We start from the raw sequence: 16,376 nt of genomic DNA, 5'->3' as shown, positions 1-16,376 counted from the left end.
CTGAAAAGAAATAATCAGATCATATTTTTCCAGTGCAGTATAGGCACTTTTCGCCATAGAAAAAACCCCCAATAGAGTAAACAGATTTTTTATTATTTCATCTGTCTACTTTATTGGGAGCATATCAAAATGGTATCAAACCGGCTTTTCATTATTTCTATTCCTATGTGTTACCACTTCTAGCCATTGCCCTATTTAACTTAAATAAAGCCATTTCTTTTGCAGCCACTGGAGTACTGCCATAACAATTGACAACGGTTATTATTCCATTTGAGGCTATTGCATGGTATGTATCCCCGACATCGAATATATGAAATTTAATCTTGCCTCTTCGATAATACCAAAACTGATCCCATAACTGAGTAAGCCAAAAGGTAGAATAGAGGTAAAAATAAAATCACCCTCCTCAATCATGATTCGGAACGCTTTATTTCTTTGCCTTTTGTTCATTTCGGTGCCTGTCACTCCTCGGATTTCGTTGAGGAATGACAGGTTTTATTTTTTGCTAGTTATAGTAGAGGTTTACGTAAGTTTTCATTGTATTAATTGGGTACCCGTCAAATAGGATCCAGCTATTATATAGGTAGTATGTAAGTCAATTAGAATTTTGGAAAGTTGCACAAAGAATCAAGGTGGGATACCACTAATCTTCCTCTATGACTTCAATCGTAAGAATCTTACGTATATCATCGATTTCGAGTGCATCAGCTATCTTTTCGAGATGAGCAAGGTGTACATTCTCCCTCTTTTGGTTGGCAAATTCACTCAAAGCAGAATGACGAACATCACTCTTGCGGGATAATCCACGAAGTGTGATACTTTCTTCTACTAGTAAATCTTTTATTTTAAATACAAATCTTCACATAGCGATCTCTACAATCCTATTGACTATAAGGGGAAATTAACATATACATATTTTTAAGGTGGTACGCATAGAGGTACCGTTTGTTTGTTCTTTTGATAAAAGTAGAAAAAAACACTACTTGGATGGAAGCAGCGGGCCGTATCAAGAAAAATATGAGAAAAAACCTCAATATGTGCTATATAGAGGATAAAGAAACGTATTTTTATTTAGAGAATTTCAAGTTACTATCGTAATTTCCTTAAAGCCTTACCAATGTTTCACAGGAGATACAGTTACATTCTCTATTTTTGCTATGTCTCTTAATAAAAGTGCACTCCTTGATGGATAGCAAGGAGTGCACTTTTGTTGAGCAGTTTAAGTAGTACTATAATGTATCAACAACTTCGAATTGATTTTTGATGTTAGTCTAATAAAACAAAAGGAAAAATACATTTATGTTACAATATGGGAAATAATCTATTTGGTGGGAGAAGACAATGGATAGAATTATTATTGATTTTGAGTACCATCTGCCTTTATTTATGTATTTGCCAAAAGGACAAGATAAAGAACTTAGTAAGAATGGAAGACTGCGTAAAGGAAAGAAAATTGTTCAATCGGTTACAAAAAAATATTTTGATAAGGGCCCGTTTAAAGATGAAGATGCATTAAATATTGTAACGGAAATACAAGATAAGTTAGAGGCCGCAATGAAGGAGATTATTTCAAAAAAAAGCATCTATTACTGGTTTCATTTATATCGAAGAATTGGACCGATAACCTCATTCAATGAAACGCGTCAAACCTTATGGTTATATAGAAATATAATGGAAGTTGCATTTTTAAAGCATGGGAAATTTGAAGTCTCTAATGAATTGATTTGGAGCACCGAGGATTCGCCTGTTCCTCGAGAGAAAATTGCATCTGGAAATTATCTTAAAGCAATGGAAAGATTTGAAAAGGATAAAAGTATATCAGTAAAAAATTATGGTATTTTTTTAGGAGAGTTTGGAGTTAAGGATTTTATAGAAATATATCATCTCGAGGGTCTTGCATATGAGTATTGGCGGACAACCGTTTGTATAAGAAGAATCCATAAAGGCGGCAACTTGATAGTAAAATTCCATGAGTATTATGTAGAAAATGATGAAGAAAGTAATCTTTTGATGAAAATATATGATAAGAGAGAAAATGGGGTAATTTCAACAACAACGGGGATAGCAGTATCAAAAATACTGGATAAACCTATGCTATTATCTCAATACAATATTGAAAGAGTATCCACCAAAGATTATCCCTATCAAATAATGTTTGGTTTACCTTTAGAAATAGAGGACCTAATTATGGATAAACCTGTTCCAAATTTTATTTGGCAACCATTTGATTTTACTTATTATTATTTATCACACAAGTGTTTGGAGGATGAATTTGAAGAGAAATTTGGCTTTACTCTTAAAGGATTCGTATATACATGCTATTTAATTACCTCACAGGCTATTTTTTCTTCAATCGAACAACCAAATGCTGCTTTAGAATTAATGAAGAGATCTTATAGGCACTACACTTCAATTGATGAATATGTTGATGAATTGCTTGATATGTCTCAAAATAAGGATTTCCAAGAAATTATTCCTGATGGAATAAATATTAATAGAGAAGAAATTTATACTATTTTAAATGAATTGACACTTAAAGAGGATAGGGAACATTTGTCGTTGAGGACGTTGGGGCCAAGAGCTTTAATTTTGCCTTCGTACAAAAGAGGAAATAACTTTATTATTGATTATGCAGCACTTTTGCCAATATTATTAACAATTACTCATTTCTTAAATTTTAACGAGACCAAGAAAGGGACACTGTTTGAAGATTACGTTGAAGGAGAATTAGAGGATAAAGATTTTAAATTATGGGTATGTCAAAAAGAATTAAAACAAGAAGATGAAACTTCCAAAGAAATTGATGTTAGTTTTATCTATAAAAACGTGTTGTTTATTTGTGAATGTAAGGCAAATAAAATGTCATTAGTTTATAACACAATTGGGGATAAAAAGGCACTTAACCATCGTAAAAAGAAAATGGTAAAGGCTTTAAATGAAGTTGATAGCAAAGCCGACTGGCTTATTAAGGACATTAAAGGTACTAATTATTCGATTCCAGAAGAGGTCGAGTATATTATTCCAATTGTTGTGTCCCCTTTTGAGGAGTATATTTGGGAATACTCGGAAGAACTTTGGCTTACATCAAATGTACCAAGAATTTTGCTTCCTAGCGAAATATTAGATTTAAATTATGAAGCTAAAATAGAAGACATTATTAAGAGGCCTTTTGTAAGAAAGTTATAATTCGATGCATGTTAGTCCACGATTGTTGGTGAAGATGACAGGTTATACAGAAAGAAAACTTTAGATTAGAGTTGCAACTGAAAATTAGATTGTTGATCCTTTTTTCCTTAATTAAACAGGGAAGGAGCTGATGCTCCTGATATCTTTTCTTGAAATTTTGTGAGAAGTTCTTAAGACCATGGTGACTGTTCTGCGGGCTTTTTCGCAAGGTCTTCCGTATTTGCCAAAAACAGGAGATCCATCCCTGTGGTTCCAAAAAATGAAATAATAGAAACGCGGGGACGGTTCCCGCGTTTCACTCTAGTATAGGTGCCTAGTAACTCCCCGAGTTCGGTTTATCAAAAAAATGCAGTTTTTAACACTTGAATTATTGTTTCATAATGTTTCCAATAGCTTGAATAGCAGCTTTGGTTGGATCATCGTTATCTCGACCGCTGCCAATTGGAAACTCTTCTGATAGATGTTGAACTTTACCAGGTTTTTTATTGGCAAACGCTTGGATGGTACCGTCTATAAAATGGAAAACTTCTATATAGTACAATTGGCCTTGGTACTCAAATTTTCTCCAAATGTCCATTTTAACAATTTCACTATTCTTCTTGTTCATCTGCCAAACCTCATTTACCTAAGAATAATCTCAGCCATTTACTTTAAGGATATCATTCTAGTGGAATTTTTCATTTTGGGTGATTACTCAACTTGCATGGTATGTAATGTTGAACCGCTACCAGAGTGATTCATTTGGCAACGGCTATATCATTCGAATTATATGGAATTAGGACTCGGAATGCTTAATTTCTTTGTCTTTTATTTGCGAGGTTTGTATATAATTTCATCCTTAATGTCCTTAAGTAATTCCCAGGGCTCCATCTTAAAAGCTTTTGCGAGCTTACAAATAGTGGTTCCGGAGGGAGATGTTCGATTATATTCGAGATTTTGGATCGCTCGGTAACTAAGCTCACTCATTTCAGAAAGTTTCTCTTGTGTCCAATCTCTCTCTTCCCGGATTCTTCCTAACCCAATACCAATATACATTTCTTCGCCGGCCTGTATCAAGGAAACTCTCCTTTTTAGACCATTACATAATGCCAGAAGAAAATGTAACACGCACTGCAGTGCGTGTTTTGCTGATAATGAGAATAATAGTAAGATATTTAGCTAAATAGACACCAATTAATATGTCAATGGTAGAAACGAGTATAAAGCAAGAGAATATCTAGTTAGTTCTCTGTTACTTCCAGGCTTTTGGTATCGTAGATTACGATCCCTTACAGCCCGCAATACTTGCTAAAGCATCCCCCAAAAACATCTCTCCTAAATTCGGTGCCTGTCACTCCCCGGTTTTTGTCGGAGATTGATAGGTTTTTTGAGTGTTAGTTAGTGATTGAATGGAGATGCAGTGGGGGGGACAAGCATTACTGTCAATAGACTAATTTCTCCATTGTAAAAGGACATTCCTAAACAGGAAATGTCCTTTTTGCTATGCACTGCTCTTTGTATAGGCAGGTTGACATATTTAATCTATTGTTTACCTTTTTGATGTTCAAAACAATAAATATTGCCTTGAAATTTTTTATTAGACAAACAAAATTCTTTTATTCTATCAGATACTTCAATACCGCATGTTGCACATTTTGACTTTGCATTTTTATGTGTTTTTATTGCTATTTTATGATTTTCTCTTATTTGCTTGTCGGTAATATTTGCAGCATTTAAAGTATTGAACATCTTCTCTATTTGTTTTTCAGAATAAACATGAGTTGGTGTTTGCAACTTTGAAAAACGTATTTTTCTGGTGATAAACTCAGTTAGTTCAGTATCATAGACACATAGTTCGTTTGATTTTATTTCCCTTAACTCTGGATCAACACGGAAAATTGCACTTCGAGTGAAAGAAATAACCGAAATGATACAACTATCTTCGGATAATTGAAGCTCTCTTTTAATAGTTTGAACATGACCATAGTTTTGGAGAAAGGGATTCATCATTTTGTACCTTTTGTTAACTACCCATTGTTTATTAGATTTGCTTCCTACTATTTCTCCAGCATAATTCTTCGTTTCAATTACAAATATTCCATATGGAGTTAACAATATATGATCAATTTGAGAAAATCCTGACTTAGAATTTTTATTTACTAACATAATGTCCTTTAAGTGCTTGTAATTTGAAGGAAATTGATCCAATTGGATATTAATCTTATATTCACCTAAATCACCAATGCGTTCAGGCGTAATCTTTGGAGTGACTTTCGATTTATTAATGATGACCTTTTTTTCTTTTTCCTTTTTACCAAATATCTTGGCTATAAAACCCATGAATAAATACCTCGTTCCTTATCCTCATTTTAGCACAAAACTAGGGGTGCTTGTGATTAAGGCTAAGTTTTTAACCCTTTCCAATGTCTACTTTTGGTATATCCATTCTTCCTAAGAAAGACATTTCTTCATCGGTCTGTATCAAGGGGACTCTCCTTTTTAGACCAATACATAATGCCTGAAGAAAATGTAACACGCAGAGCAGTGTGTGTTTTGCTGATAATGAGGATAATCATATGGTATTTAGTTGAAAAGACACCAATGAACATGTTTTTATGGTGCAAACGAGTATCCGGCAAGGAATTTCAAGTTAGTTGTCTGGTTACTTCCTAGCTTTATGCAAAATAAAAAACTCTTCCATTTAGAAGAGTCTCGAACGTCCACACTTTTGTTAAAGAAAATGGCTGAGTGTGTGCTACTTTACCAATTTCGTTTTTATTACCCAAGTATTTGCTAAGTCTTGTCGACTAATACTCGGAGTATTAAACTTTCCGCCTTCAGCCCCAGCGATTAATCCACTTTTGATGGCTGCTTCAACATATTTTGCTGCGTAATCATTTGCTGGAACATCAGAAAATGTTGCAGTGCTATTCGCAATTTTCGTATCAAGATTTAACGCTTTTGCCATAATAATGGCAAAGTCCTGTCGTGCAATCTTACTAGTGGGATTAACCTTTCCATCAACATTTTCATTGATGACTCCCTGTTCAACCAATTTCGTAATGGCATCCTTAGCATACGTGTTTTCAATGTCAGTTGAAGAAACTCCGTTTGCATAAGCCTTTGATGAAATGGAAGAAATGATTAAAACAGAAGAGCAAATAATTAATTTACTAAAAAACTTCATCTTGTTCATGACTTTTCTCCTCCTCTTTACTTTGTCCTATTAACACTAGACTAATAGAGTCTACCATAAATTTCTTGTGAGTATATATACCTATTTAAAAAAGATCGCCTATAGCTTTACGAATTGAGAAATGCTGAAAGGATTTGGCCCTAAGTTATCCAACATTCTTATACAATATAAAAAGCTAAAATAGAAAGACAGATGGAGGTAATCCCCATCGCGATTAACGGTTTTAGGGCTTTCGTACGGAGATCCCGAAGACTTACATTTAATCCGAGTCCGACCATTGCTGCTGTTAAACACCAAGTAGTAAAATTGGAAACACCATTCAGAAATTCACTTGAAACGGGAATAGATGCACCAAGTACATAACTTCCAAAGATGCTCATAAAAATGAAACCTACTAAAAACCATGGAAATTCAATCTTCGTTCCAGAATTTTCGTCACCAGAGCTTTTCCTTTTCATGATAAAGATGAAAAGAAAGCATAGAGGAACGAGTAAAAACACTCGCCCTAATTTTGCAAGCAGGCCAATAGCAAGTGCATCTTGCCCTCCAGGTGCCGCAGCTAAAGCTACATGAGCAATTTCATGTAAGCTAATTCCGGACCAAATGCCATATTCTATTTCTGACAATGGTAAGAAGGGCCGTAATATCGTATAAGAAATCGCAAAAATAGTCCCAACCAATGCAATAATCCCAACACCAATGGCGGTATCTTCCTCTTTTGACTTTAGGATTGGGGCAATGGCAGCAATGGCTGCTGCACCGCACACCCCTGTACCCACTCCAAGAAGTAGTGAAATATTTTTATCTGCTTTCAGCAATCGAGCTAGACAGACTGTTACCAAGATTGAAAAGATGATAACCCCAGTATCACGCACGAGTAATCCTATACCATCCTTTAAAACCATACCTATATTGAGCTTAAGTCCATACAAAATAATCGCAAACCGCAATAATCTTTTCGAAGAAAATCCTATGCCTGAGCGAAGAAGTTCAGGGTAACCAAAAAATTGCCGAAACAAGACTGCAATGACAATCGCGGATGCTAACTGACCAACATGATCAAATCCAGGTGTTTTTGCCAATAGGTAGCCCAGTAAGGCAATCATGAAGGTAAAGCCAATTCCACCAATCCATTTTCCAAAAGATAAGGCTCCTTTTTGTGGTTGGATAGGTATGTTATTTTCTTTAGAGTATTGCGCTTCCATCTCAACACCACCTTTATCTCAGACTAAACCTTTTCTAGTCATAAGGAAAATAAATATATATAATACTTATCATAAGTAAAACTATATAATGAAAATAACCCGAGAAAGGTTCGATAACCATGGATCAACAGTTACATGTCTTTGTAACGGTAGCAGAGATGGAAAATTTCTCACGTGCGGCAGAAAAGTTACATATGACTCAACCTGCAGTAAGTCAATATATTCAATCTTTTGAGCGTACCATGGGGTCGAAATTATTGGATCGCAGTAATAAATTTGTTCGCTTAAATAAAGCGGGGGTAATTGTCTATCATCACGCAAAGGAGATATTAGGTCTCTATGCAAAAATGCATTACTTAGTAGATGATCTTACGAATAAGGCGAGTGGATCTCTCTCCATTGGTGCCAGTTATACATTTGGGGAATATATTTTGCCGCATGTTATTGCAAAAATGCATGAAAAATATCCTTTGATCACCCCCACTATAGCGATTGGGAACACAAAAGAAATAGCAAAATTAGTTTTGGGGCACCAATTAGATGTTGGAATTGTGGAAGGGAATTTCAGTGATAAACATTTAGTAATCGAGCCCTTCGCAGAAGATTCCATGTATCTGGTGGCTTCATCTACACATAGATTGGCTCAAAATAATGGGGAAATGAACATAACAGATTTAGAGGAAGAAACATGGATTGTCAGGGAAAGTGGTTCTGGAACGAGAGAAGTAACGGAGAAACTGTTCAGATTATATGGAATGATTCCCCAAAAAACATTGGTGTTTGGAAGCACACAGCTCATTAAGGAATCCGTAGAAGCAGGTCTTGGTGTGAGTCTGCTTTCTTACTGGGCGGTTCGTAAGGAATGTTCAATGGGCACATTAAAAATCTTAGACGTTAAACAACTTCCAATTACTCGGGATTTTTCAGTTGTCTTACGTTCCCCATTCCAGACTAAAGCGTTAAACGTGTTTTTAGAACTATTAAGAGAAAGTAAGGACCTACCTAGTTTTTGAATCTGAACAAGATACTTACTAAATAATGAATCCAGACGGTTATTCCATTAATGGCCCGACTGTTGAAGATTATTAGCCTAATTCCTCGCTAAAAGTAATTAACATTTCTAAGAAATAAACATTACATCCACTTTTAGAATAGTTCTCATTGATGAACACCCCGTTTGGTAATATTCAATTATTCGCTAGTTTAATAAATTATGACAAAAATGTTTAAGAAAAACGTCGTATAATAATATATAAGGTCGATCATTCGACATTTATGGTTTATTGATAAAATTTTGGAGTACAGGTAAACATTGATTATAGTTACAAAAATCCCCGTAATTTAGGAAAAGGAGCCGCATATGGAAGTAGAGAAGGAGAGGGCTGTATCTAACCTGAAACAGGTATTTCAAAGATATTTGTTCCCTATTACAATTGTTTCAACAATGTTAATTTCAGGTTCAATCGGATATACCATTAATCAAATAGTAGTCAACAATAGTGTTGGTAACACAGCAGAGTTAAATACTATGAATAAGCAAGTAAATGAAGCTAGAAATAATTCGTTAAAAGTAATAGAAACAGAACTACCAAAAATAATTAGCGATCTAGATAAATACAATCAGGATATAAACTTTTTAGTTAAAAAAGTTGAGTGGCTAAAAGGAAATTTGGCTCCTATAAGGGATGCAATAGGCAAATTTGGCACAGCCATTACCGTCGTTAATGGAGTCAACACTTTTGTTAAGCTTCCTATTGTAAATGATTATTTAGATTATTTAGATTTTGCACAGAGTCAACTTAATGAAATTGATAGCATATTATTTGGTTTGGAGAAATTAACAGTTATTAAAAACGAGATGAGTGATTCTCATCAAAAGTTAAGTTTATTATTCGAAGAATATCAAAAAGAAAAAAGCATGGAACAGTTATTTCAAATTGAACAAGAGTTAAACTCAAACTTAATTTATCAGATTGAAGACTTAAGGAATACTACTATAGAAGCTCAAAAAGTTCTTGAACTATCTTCAAGTATTTTAATTACAGTAAATAAAACTAAATCTCTTTATCATTCAATAAAGGAAAAGGGAACAGATACGATAAATGCAATTCAGTTTTGGAACGAAAATGAAGGCAGTTCTGAAATTGGGGCAGATATAAAGGAAAATTTAGAAAAAGATTTAGATGCTTCTATAGAGAAGATTCAAAAGCTACCTAATGAAGTAACTCAACGATCCAGGAGTAGTATTACGTCTATAAGCAATGTTCAAAAAGAGCTACAGACTATAAAGATAGCACAAATGATTAGTAGTGAGTAAAGGGGGGATAACCCTCTTTTTATTTTTTCGCAATAGATAGTTTACAGTGAAATATATTATTCAATAGAAAATGATATTCCACAATCGGCATGATTGCGGATGACCAAAAAACCTAAGTCCTCGGAAAAATTAAAAAGAGGATTTAGGCTTTTTTACTTCAAAATCGTTAACGATTTTCTATTTCTTTGACAGCAAGTGATTGATTTTGCCTCTTCCTAGTTTCTATAGGGAATTTATGATCGGTTTCTTTTTTGTCCACAATTAATGCACTCGTCCGTATAATAGCTGTATTTATGATATTTACGAATAAAACAAAGTATCGCTTTTAATTTTGCCATCAGGTAATCTCCTCTAGTTGTTTAAATGGAATACAGCTAATCATACAGAATCAACATTAAACAACGATTACAAACAAATTAAGAACGATGACAATGCAATTAAATTAGAGTTGCAGCAATATTGAATTATTGGAAACGTGAGTTATTTGAATGACTATTTTCAAAGTCAAACTTTTGAACAAAATTACATTTCTTACATGCTCTGCCGAGGCTTTCTTTTGTTTCAGGATGTATGTAGTAAATTTCATCTGAACCACAAATTGAGCATTCCATTTCATGGAGAATTTCACGATTGCCAAAAATGGCATCTAGTAATAATTCAAAGTACATTAGATAGCACCTCTGTTATTATTTTTCTTTCTTTATAGCAGACCCAGTGAGTGAAAGTGGTCGAATCATGTGCCTTATCATGAAATGTTTTCGACAAGGAGGGTTACTACATCAAATGCGACTTATAACAGGATATCAAACCTACATCTCTCCTTGTTCACAAAAAGATTCATATAAACTTCGGATTTTCTGGTTTTGGATCGACTCCAAAACATATTGAATAAGAGAGGGATCCTCGACATCCCTTAATTCGGAGAAAATACAATCCATCACTGGTTTACTCTCGTTATAAAGGTTATGTTTCCCCCAATTCTGAATCGCAAGTTCTCTTACTTCTGGATTGTAACGAATCATCTTGTGACGTAGAGTAAATTGTTCCATTAATGACTGAACAACTTCAATGGAATAATCCAAATCAAAAGCTATTTGTTTTTTTGAAATTTGATAGATTCCTATATGATTTGTATGATCATTCGTAAGAAGATAGATGTAAAAATACTTTTCCTGCGGGGTCATCATCATCCCTTCTAAACCACTCCAAAAATCAGTATCTATCATTGTATACCTTTCCATCTTCAACCACTGCCTTTCTTCTATTAAATTCCTTTCATAGTTTATATAGTATTTAACGAAGAAAAAGGTCATATGTTTTCTAGTAGGATGTGGAGGAATTATGACAAAAGATACCCAGTGAATACAGATAAAAATTATTCAAGAAAAGGGATCAAGGTTTGTTTGTCAAAGGGGTTTATACTGAATCTCATATCGAATGTAAGAACTCATTCTTCGACAGGATTCTTCGAAGAAATAGGACGGGTTCGTTCTAACAAAAGGGTTTTCAGTGCTTTTAATCAAATGATTGATTAGTTGAGGAAATGGTTAATCAAACGTTTGATTAAAAATGCTGTTTTTCCTGTTATTAAGCACTTCCGTCCATTAAAAATAGAAAAACATTGTTGGAATTTCGGCAGGTGGACGACCGGATTCGCTTAGATTTAATCGTTGTAATCAGAATAATCGGTATAGGTCTTTTTTTGGCTTGGTGATAGGATGACGGCGATAAAAAATAAGGGGAGGATCATATTCAATTTCGGATAGATGAAGAGTAACAAGACAATACTTAAAAAAATGATGATCGAAATCATTTTTCTTATTTTTTTTATTGCCCCTCCATTGTAAAAACGATCCCACTTCTCGTTTCGTTTCATTTTGCCGGGTGCAAATATAAAAGCGGATAAAAATAACAGTGCGAAACCGGTTATTAAATAATTCATGAACATCAGAATAAAACTAACACACACGAAAAAATAAAATAACGCTTTTTTGAAGGTCATCACGTCCGGCCCCCTATGTTAAGGAAATGATGTTCCTTTATGAGTATTCGGTAAATGGGGAATTTATACTTTAGTATCGGTGCTATCACCCTCCGACTTTTGATGAGGATTAATAGGTTTTTAGATAGATAGAAAATGTTAGAATGGAGTTGCAATTGAATATTGTGAGGGTGGCTAGGTTGTTGATCTTCTTTTTCTTTATTAATTAGGAAGGAGGGGAAACTCCTGGGAGCTTTTCTTGTTATTCTACGAGAAATTCTTGTGTGAAGTAAGTGCATATTTCTTTCGGAAGACGTTCTAGACAACAAGAAAACCACCCGACGCCACACAAGCATATGAACCGTCCCTGCGGATTTTAGACAAACTTCCCGTACCTAATAACACCAAAAATTAATAACAACACTAATGCAAAGATGAATATTGTTCCGATTGATGCTAAAACATTTAGGATCGTATTTGCTTTTGTACGAAACAGCTTACAAAATACAATATAAACTCCAACTCCAATTATTCCACCTAATGTATTTCCCATAAGGTCCGTTATATCGCTGCCGCCAATAGCAAAGATGAATTGCACTACTTCAAATAACAAACTAGCTCCCGCTATGGGTACAATCTTTTTCAAGAAAGACCCACTTGGTTTTAGCATACTGATATAAATTCCAAATGGGATAAAGGCAATTACGTTATAGATTATTTCACCAATCTCTATTTGATTGTTTTTAACAACGGAACCAGCGAAAGGGATCAAGTTGATTTCCCTAAAATCCGTGAAATGACGCAGGTCTTGAAATGAAAATTGCATTTTAAAGAGTATAATCCATGTTAATACAAATAAATATACGGCCAACAAGACAGCAGTTATCTTATCTTGAATTTTTTTTGATTTTTTCATATAACTCTCCAATTTCTACTCTAGCTTGGAATATTACCCGATTCTGGACCACTTATAAATGTAGAAACGGTCTTATATAAGACGGTTCTCCAAGGATTCGATTGCTAGTTTAAGTGAAGTTAAGCGACGCTCATTTAATGTTTTTTGAGAACTGCCTTCTTTTGCTTTTGCTATCTGTCTTTCGATAGATGGAAGGACATCTTGTAGAACTTCTTTAGAAGTTAATATGATTTCTTCGTCATAACAAAAGTCTGCCCCGTTCCAAATAGCTTTAAGGCTTTCTAAACCAATTTTTACTGCGTTTCTTCTCTTATTGACAAGGGTTGTGTTTGATCCTTTTTCTGTCATGCTTTTATAAGCATTTGAAAGTTTATTAAAAGTTGACTCCAAGGATTTAATGGACAACTCTTGAATTTCTTGGCTAATAGTCTTCATTTACAGTCCTCCCTATTTTCTGCCTTTCACTCCTCGAATTTTGTCGAAGATTGATAGGTTTCAACCTAAAAGTTTAATGATAGAATTGTGTTGCAACTGAATATTGTAAGGGTGGCAAGGATGTTGATCTTCTTTTCTTTAATTATTTAGGGAAGGGGATGATACTCCTGGAAACTTTTCTTGAAATTCTACGAGAAATTCTTAAAGGAATCTTGCGTGAAGTAAGCGCATATTTCTTTCGGAAGAACGTTCTAGACAACAAGAAAACCACCCGACGCCGTCACAAGCAAAAGGGTGGTTCTCATAAAAATTAAACTTAGACAAGGTTGAGGTTGCAGGGAGAAGTGTTAGCAGCACTTCTCTTTTTTATTATATGTCCATTATACACAAATAAATTCCATATTAAAAGTGAAAGCGTTGGACCATGGGGACGGTCGGTTCTGTTGGCTTTTTTAGGAGTAAAGGTGAATGAAAAAAATCCATGTGAACCGTCCCCTGCGGTTTTATAATCGGAAACTGTCTAATAATAAACGCATGGCCTTCAAACCGATTTCAGATATGGAGTCTTCTTCTTCTAGTAAACACCATCTCATAAATACTCCACTGTAATGTTGTAGTAGTGCAAGCACTACTATTCTTCGACAGGATTCTTCGAGGAAATAGCACGGGTTCGTTTTAACAAAAGGGTTTTCAGTGCTTTTAATCAAATAATTGATTAGTTGATGTTAGATTTAATTAATCGTTAGATTAAAAATGCTGTTTTTGCTGTTATTTAGGGCTTCTATCCTTTTAGGAGGGGAGAGATTCCTCTAGTATGACAATCAGGACTCCGAGTAAAGCATTTATGCTTACTGATAAAGAATTGGTAAGAAAGAATTGCATCACGGTGGATTAGTCATAGGAATTAGATGTGGTGCCTATCGCCCTTTTAATTATGGGCGAATCTTACATTTAGCTCACCGAATGCTAAGCTAGTTCTCCTAGATCGCGATTTAATAAATTTTTTGTTAAAAACCTCCGGTTGTCTTCGTAAAATGAAGACCATCGGAGGTGAAGAAAATGAAAAAATTTAAAAAATGGTTTACAGAGTCTTGGGAAGCATACCAGGTGATAAGAGCATTAGATGACGAATCGAGCATTAAGGATTTCTTTACTATCTTGAAAAACTCGATCAAGAACGAGAGGGAGTAATCCCTCTTTTTATATGTGGAAAAGTTAAGCTGGATTTTTTTGAGAAGGTAAAAGTGAATGAAAAAAGACCATGAGAACCGTCCTGTGGTTTTTGGTTTTTTTTTGTTCTATTTAAAATAAGTGTATATTTGTTTATAATTTTCGTATTAGCTTGGAAAGGGAATTTAGACATGATTAATAACGCAGATGTTATAGAGAGATTGGGTTCACTGGTGGGGATGGAACTGACAAATGTTACTCTTCACGAAGTGATTTTTTGTGAAGAAAAACATAAGAAAATTCTCGTTCGATTTAACCTTGGTAAGCATACTTATATTCATTATAAGATTAATCAACAAAACTCAGATACATATGCCGACATTTTGATTTCAGGTAATCCAAATACTTTTCGAATTGGGGTAGAAGAGAAGGATGGAAGTATCATTGTGATTTCCGCCCCGAGGGTCTCTTATCAATACTTATAGCTGCCAAAAGCCGTTTTTCCTTATAGAAGAGCGGTTTTTCATTATTATTACTAGGCCCCCTCATTAGGATTAAGCGGAAATCCTCCGGCTAATAGGATCATCAACCATAAATACATGTAGAATTGAAAAAAGCTGAATCCCTCAACTTGGAATTCAGCTTAAAGTATTAACTATTTCGTTGTCTACGCTTTTGTACAAGTACCATGGCCGCTCCAAGGATGATGGAAATCATTCCTGTAACTAGCCAATTGTACATATTTGATGCCGTATCCGGAAGGGCGGAATCCCCTGCAGCTTGATCAGCCGCAAGTTCCTTGGGATTAAAGAGTGCAAACGTACTAAAATGGTCGGTCATTGCTTTAATTTTGCCGTCCTCAAACTTACCCCCAACCAATTCCCATTCCTGACTTGTTTCGTTCCAGTAGAAAACCCTTAATTCCTCCGGATGCGCAACCTTAAGTTGATCCGTTGGGAACACCAATTCAATTGGATGATCAAAATGATGAATGGTTTTGTCTCCTAATTTAATAGTGAAATCATACATAGAACTCACTGCTAAATTATAGGAAGGAAGCTTGCTAGAATTTTTATTGATACGCTCAAGTAGGATGCTGAAATCTTCCCCGTTAGCAAAGTTGGTTGCTGGGATAAGTAGCTCGACATCCTCTTTCACAACATTGATCTTCGCCTGTCTCTCGATTAATGTTTGTAATTGCTCAGCGGAAAAATCTACTTTTTCAATCTTATCCAAACTCTTTAAAAGTTCAACAATTAATAGTCCTTGCTGATCAAGTATATTCACCTGATTATCCGAAACGGATACACTTTCACCTTTTTTTACTTGGACAGTTGTTACCACCTTTTTTAAAAGAAGCCCATTTTCGGATTCCCCTGGTTGGGTACTGCCAGTTCCGGGATGATTATCTTGAGGAACTGGTTTTACCGGGGGCTTAACAATACTAAGTTTCCCTGTATCGACTTCGACAGAAAGAGCTTGATTTGATGGATCAGTGAAGGATAGTTTTTCTAAATCTCCTACCTGAATTTCCAAACGCTTGTCCCCAGTAAAATTAGTATCCTTTACTTGTACTTGAACCGTGAATAGGGTTAATGCCGTATCAATCGGGTGATCTCCAGCGGTTGGATCTGCCCATGCCGCTCTCAAAAATCCTTTTTCATTGTCATATTTTGACCAGAAGCAGCCTGCTGTTTCTTCCGTGCAAGTCGTGGCGTTACTTCCAAATCCTGATTTGATGCCAACTACCTTTAAGTGATTTTGATCAAAATTGATTTCTATCCCATAAGCAGCAATATCCTTCTTTGGTTGAGTGATTTTTACTGGTATATCCAATACTTCTCCAACAGAGCCTTTTGCACTATCAACCGAAATCAAGGCGTCATATTCTACTTTTTCTTCAGCAGCATTTGATTGAATCGGCAGGGCAAGTAAGGTGATGAAAAAGATAAGACTAGCAAGTCTTAAATTATTAAAATTGATTTTCATCT

The 16,376-nt window shown here is 35.0% G+C and carries 17 protein-coding genes; 5 read left to right on the top strand and 12 right to left on the bottom strand.

Going from position 1 to position 16,376, the window contains the following annotated elements; genetic code table 11:
- Positions 1-643 precede the first annotated feature (643 nt).
- Positions 644-844, bottom strand: coding sequence for a helix-turn-helix domain-containing protein (locus ACWM35_RS12690; RefSeq protein ID WP_454818949.1), 201 nt, complete (start codon positions 842-844; stop codon positions 644-646).
- A gap of 497 nt (positions 845-1,341) precedes the next feature.
- Here ACWM35_RS12690 and ACWM35_RS12685 point away from each other — a divergent pair, with 497 nt between their 5' ends.
- Positions 1,342-3,186: a hypothetical protein gene (locus ACWM35_RS12685; protein ID WP_454818927.1), complete on the top strand. Its 1,845-nt coding sequence runs from the start codon at positions 1,342-1,344 to the stop codon at positions 3,184-3,186.
- Positions 3,187-3,553: 367 nt separating this feature from the next.
- On the opposite strand, the gene ACWM35_RS12680 is transcribed toward ACWM35_RS12685, so the two are convergent.
- The 5 genes from ACWM35_RS12680 to ACWM35_RS12660 all read right to left on the bottom strand — a co-directional run bounded on the left by ACWM35_RS12680 (position 3,554) and on the right by ACWM35_RS12660 (position 7,566).
- The gene (locus ACWM35_RS12680) at positions 3,554-3,793 is read right to left on the bottom strand and encodes a hypothetical protein (protein WP_454818925.1); all 240 of its coding nucleotides are present in this window, start codon (positions 3,791-3,793) and stop codon (positions 3,554-3,556) included.
- 200 nt (positions 3,794-3,993) lie between these two features.
- The gene (locus ACWM35_RS12675) at positions 3,994-4,242 is read right to left on the bottom strand and encodes a helix-turn-helix domain-containing protein (protein ID WP_454818923.1); all 249 of its coding nucleotides are present in this window, start codon (positions 4,240-4,242) and stop codon (positions 3,994-3,996) included.
- A gap of 465 nt (positions 4,243-4,707) precedes the next feature.
- Positions 4,708-5,505: a nuclease-related domain-containing protein gene (locus ACWM35_RS12670; RefSeq protein ID WP_454818921.1), complete on the bottom strand. Its 798-nt coding sequence runs from the start codon at positions 5,503-5,505 to the stop codon at positions 4,708-4,710.
- A gap of 415 nt (positions 5,506-5,920) precedes the next feature.
- A complete protein-coding gene (locus ACWM35_RS12665; protein ID WP_454818919.1) occupies positions 5,921-6,361 on the bottom strand; it encodes an S-layer homology domain-containing protein in 441 nt (146 codons plus the stop codon).
- A gap of 158 nt (positions 6,362-6,519) precedes the next feature.
- Entirely contained in the window at positions 6,520-7,566 is a 1,047-nt protein-coding gene (locus tag ACWM35_RS12660) for a YeiH family protein (protein ID WP_454818917.1), read from the bottom strand.
- Positions 7,567-7,685: 119 nt separating this feature from the next.
- Between ACWM35_RS12660 and ACWM35_RS12655 the strand changes: the two genes are divergently transcribed.
- Positions 7,686-8,579, top strand: a complete 894-nt coding sequence (locus tag ACWM35_RS12655) for a LysR family transcriptional regulator (RefSeq protein ID WP_454818915.1) — start codon at positions 7,686-7,688, stop codon at positions 8,577-8,579.
- 347 nt (positions 8,580-8,926) lie between these two features.
- Positions 8,927-9,883, top strand: coding sequence for a hypothetical protein (locus tag ACWM35_RS12650; RefSeq protein WP_454818913.1), 957 nt, complete (start codon positions 8,927-8,929; stop codon positions 9,881-9,883).
- 464 nt (positions 9,884-10,347) lie between these two features.
- Here ACWM35_RS12650 and ACWM35_RS12645 read toward each other — a convergent pair whose 3' ends face one another.
- The 5 genes from ACWM35_RS12645 to ACWM35_RS12625 all read right to left on the bottom strand — a co-directional run bounded on the left by ACWM35_RS12645 (position 10,348) and on the right by ACWM35_RS12625 (position 13,215).
- Entirely contained in the window at positions 10,348-10,551 is a 204-nt protein-coding gene (locus ACWM35_RS12645; protein ID WP_454818911.1) for an acyltransferase, read from the bottom strand.
- Between the two features lie 141 nt (positions 10,552-10,692).
- A complete protein-coding gene (locus tag ACWM35_RS12640) occupies positions 10,693-11,124 on the bottom strand; it encodes a hypothetical protein (RefSeq protein ID WP_454818909.1) in 432 nt (143 codons plus the stop codon).
- A 422-nt stretch (positions 11,125-11,546) separates the two neighbouring features.
- On the bottom strand, positions 11,547-11,885 hold the full coding sequence (locus ACWM35_RS12635; RefSeq protein ID WP_454818907.1) for a hypothetical protein: 339 nt from the start codon (positions 11,883-11,885) through the stop codon (positions 11,547-11,549).
- A gap of 355 nt (positions 11,886-12,240) precedes the next feature.
- Entirely contained in the window at positions 12,241-12,780 is a 540-nt protein-coding gene (locus ACWM35_RS12630) for a VanZ family protein (protein WP_454818905.1), read from the bottom strand.
- A 72-nt stretch (positions 12,781-12,852) separates the two neighbouring features.
- The gene (locus ACWM35_RS12625; protein WP_454818903.1) at positions 12,853-13,215 is read right to left on the bottom strand and encodes a hypothetical protein; all 363 of its coding nucleotides are present in this window, start codon (positions 13,213-13,215) and stop codon (positions 12,853-12,855) included.
- A gap of 1,059 nt (positions 13,216-14,274) precedes the next feature.
- Here ACWM35_RS12625 and ACWM35_RS12620 point away from each other — a divergent pair.
- Complete coding sequence (locus ACWM35_RS12620; protein ID WP_454818901.1) at positions 14,275-14,406, top strand: hypothetical protein; 132 nt, start codon at positions 14,275-14,277, stop codon at positions 14,404-14,406.
- Between the two features lie 170 nt (positions 14,407-14,576).
- The gene (locus ACWM35_RS12615) at positions 14,577-14,870 is read left to right on the top strand and encodes a hypothetical protein (RefSeq protein ID WP_454818899.1); all 294 of its coding nucleotides are present in this window, start codon (positions 14,577-14,579) and stop codon (positions 14,868-14,870) included.
- A 166-nt stretch (positions 14,871-15,036) separates the two neighbouring features.
- Here ACWM35_RS12615 and ACWM35_RS12610 read toward each other — a convergent pair whose 3' ends face one another.
- Positions 15,037-16,374: a cohesin domain-containing protein gene (locus ACWM35_RS12610; protein WP_454818897.1), complete on the bottom strand. Its 1,338-nt coding sequence runs from the start codon at positions 16,372-16,374 to the stop codon at positions 15,037-15,039.
- Between the last annotated feature and the right edge of the window lie 2 nt (positions 16,375-16,376).

The sequence above is a fragment of the Neobacillus sp. K501 genome (assembly GCF_053749995.1).
The sequence above is the reverse complement of the archived record's forward strand: the minus strand, read 5'-3'. Positions and strand labels throughout refer to the sequence as shown.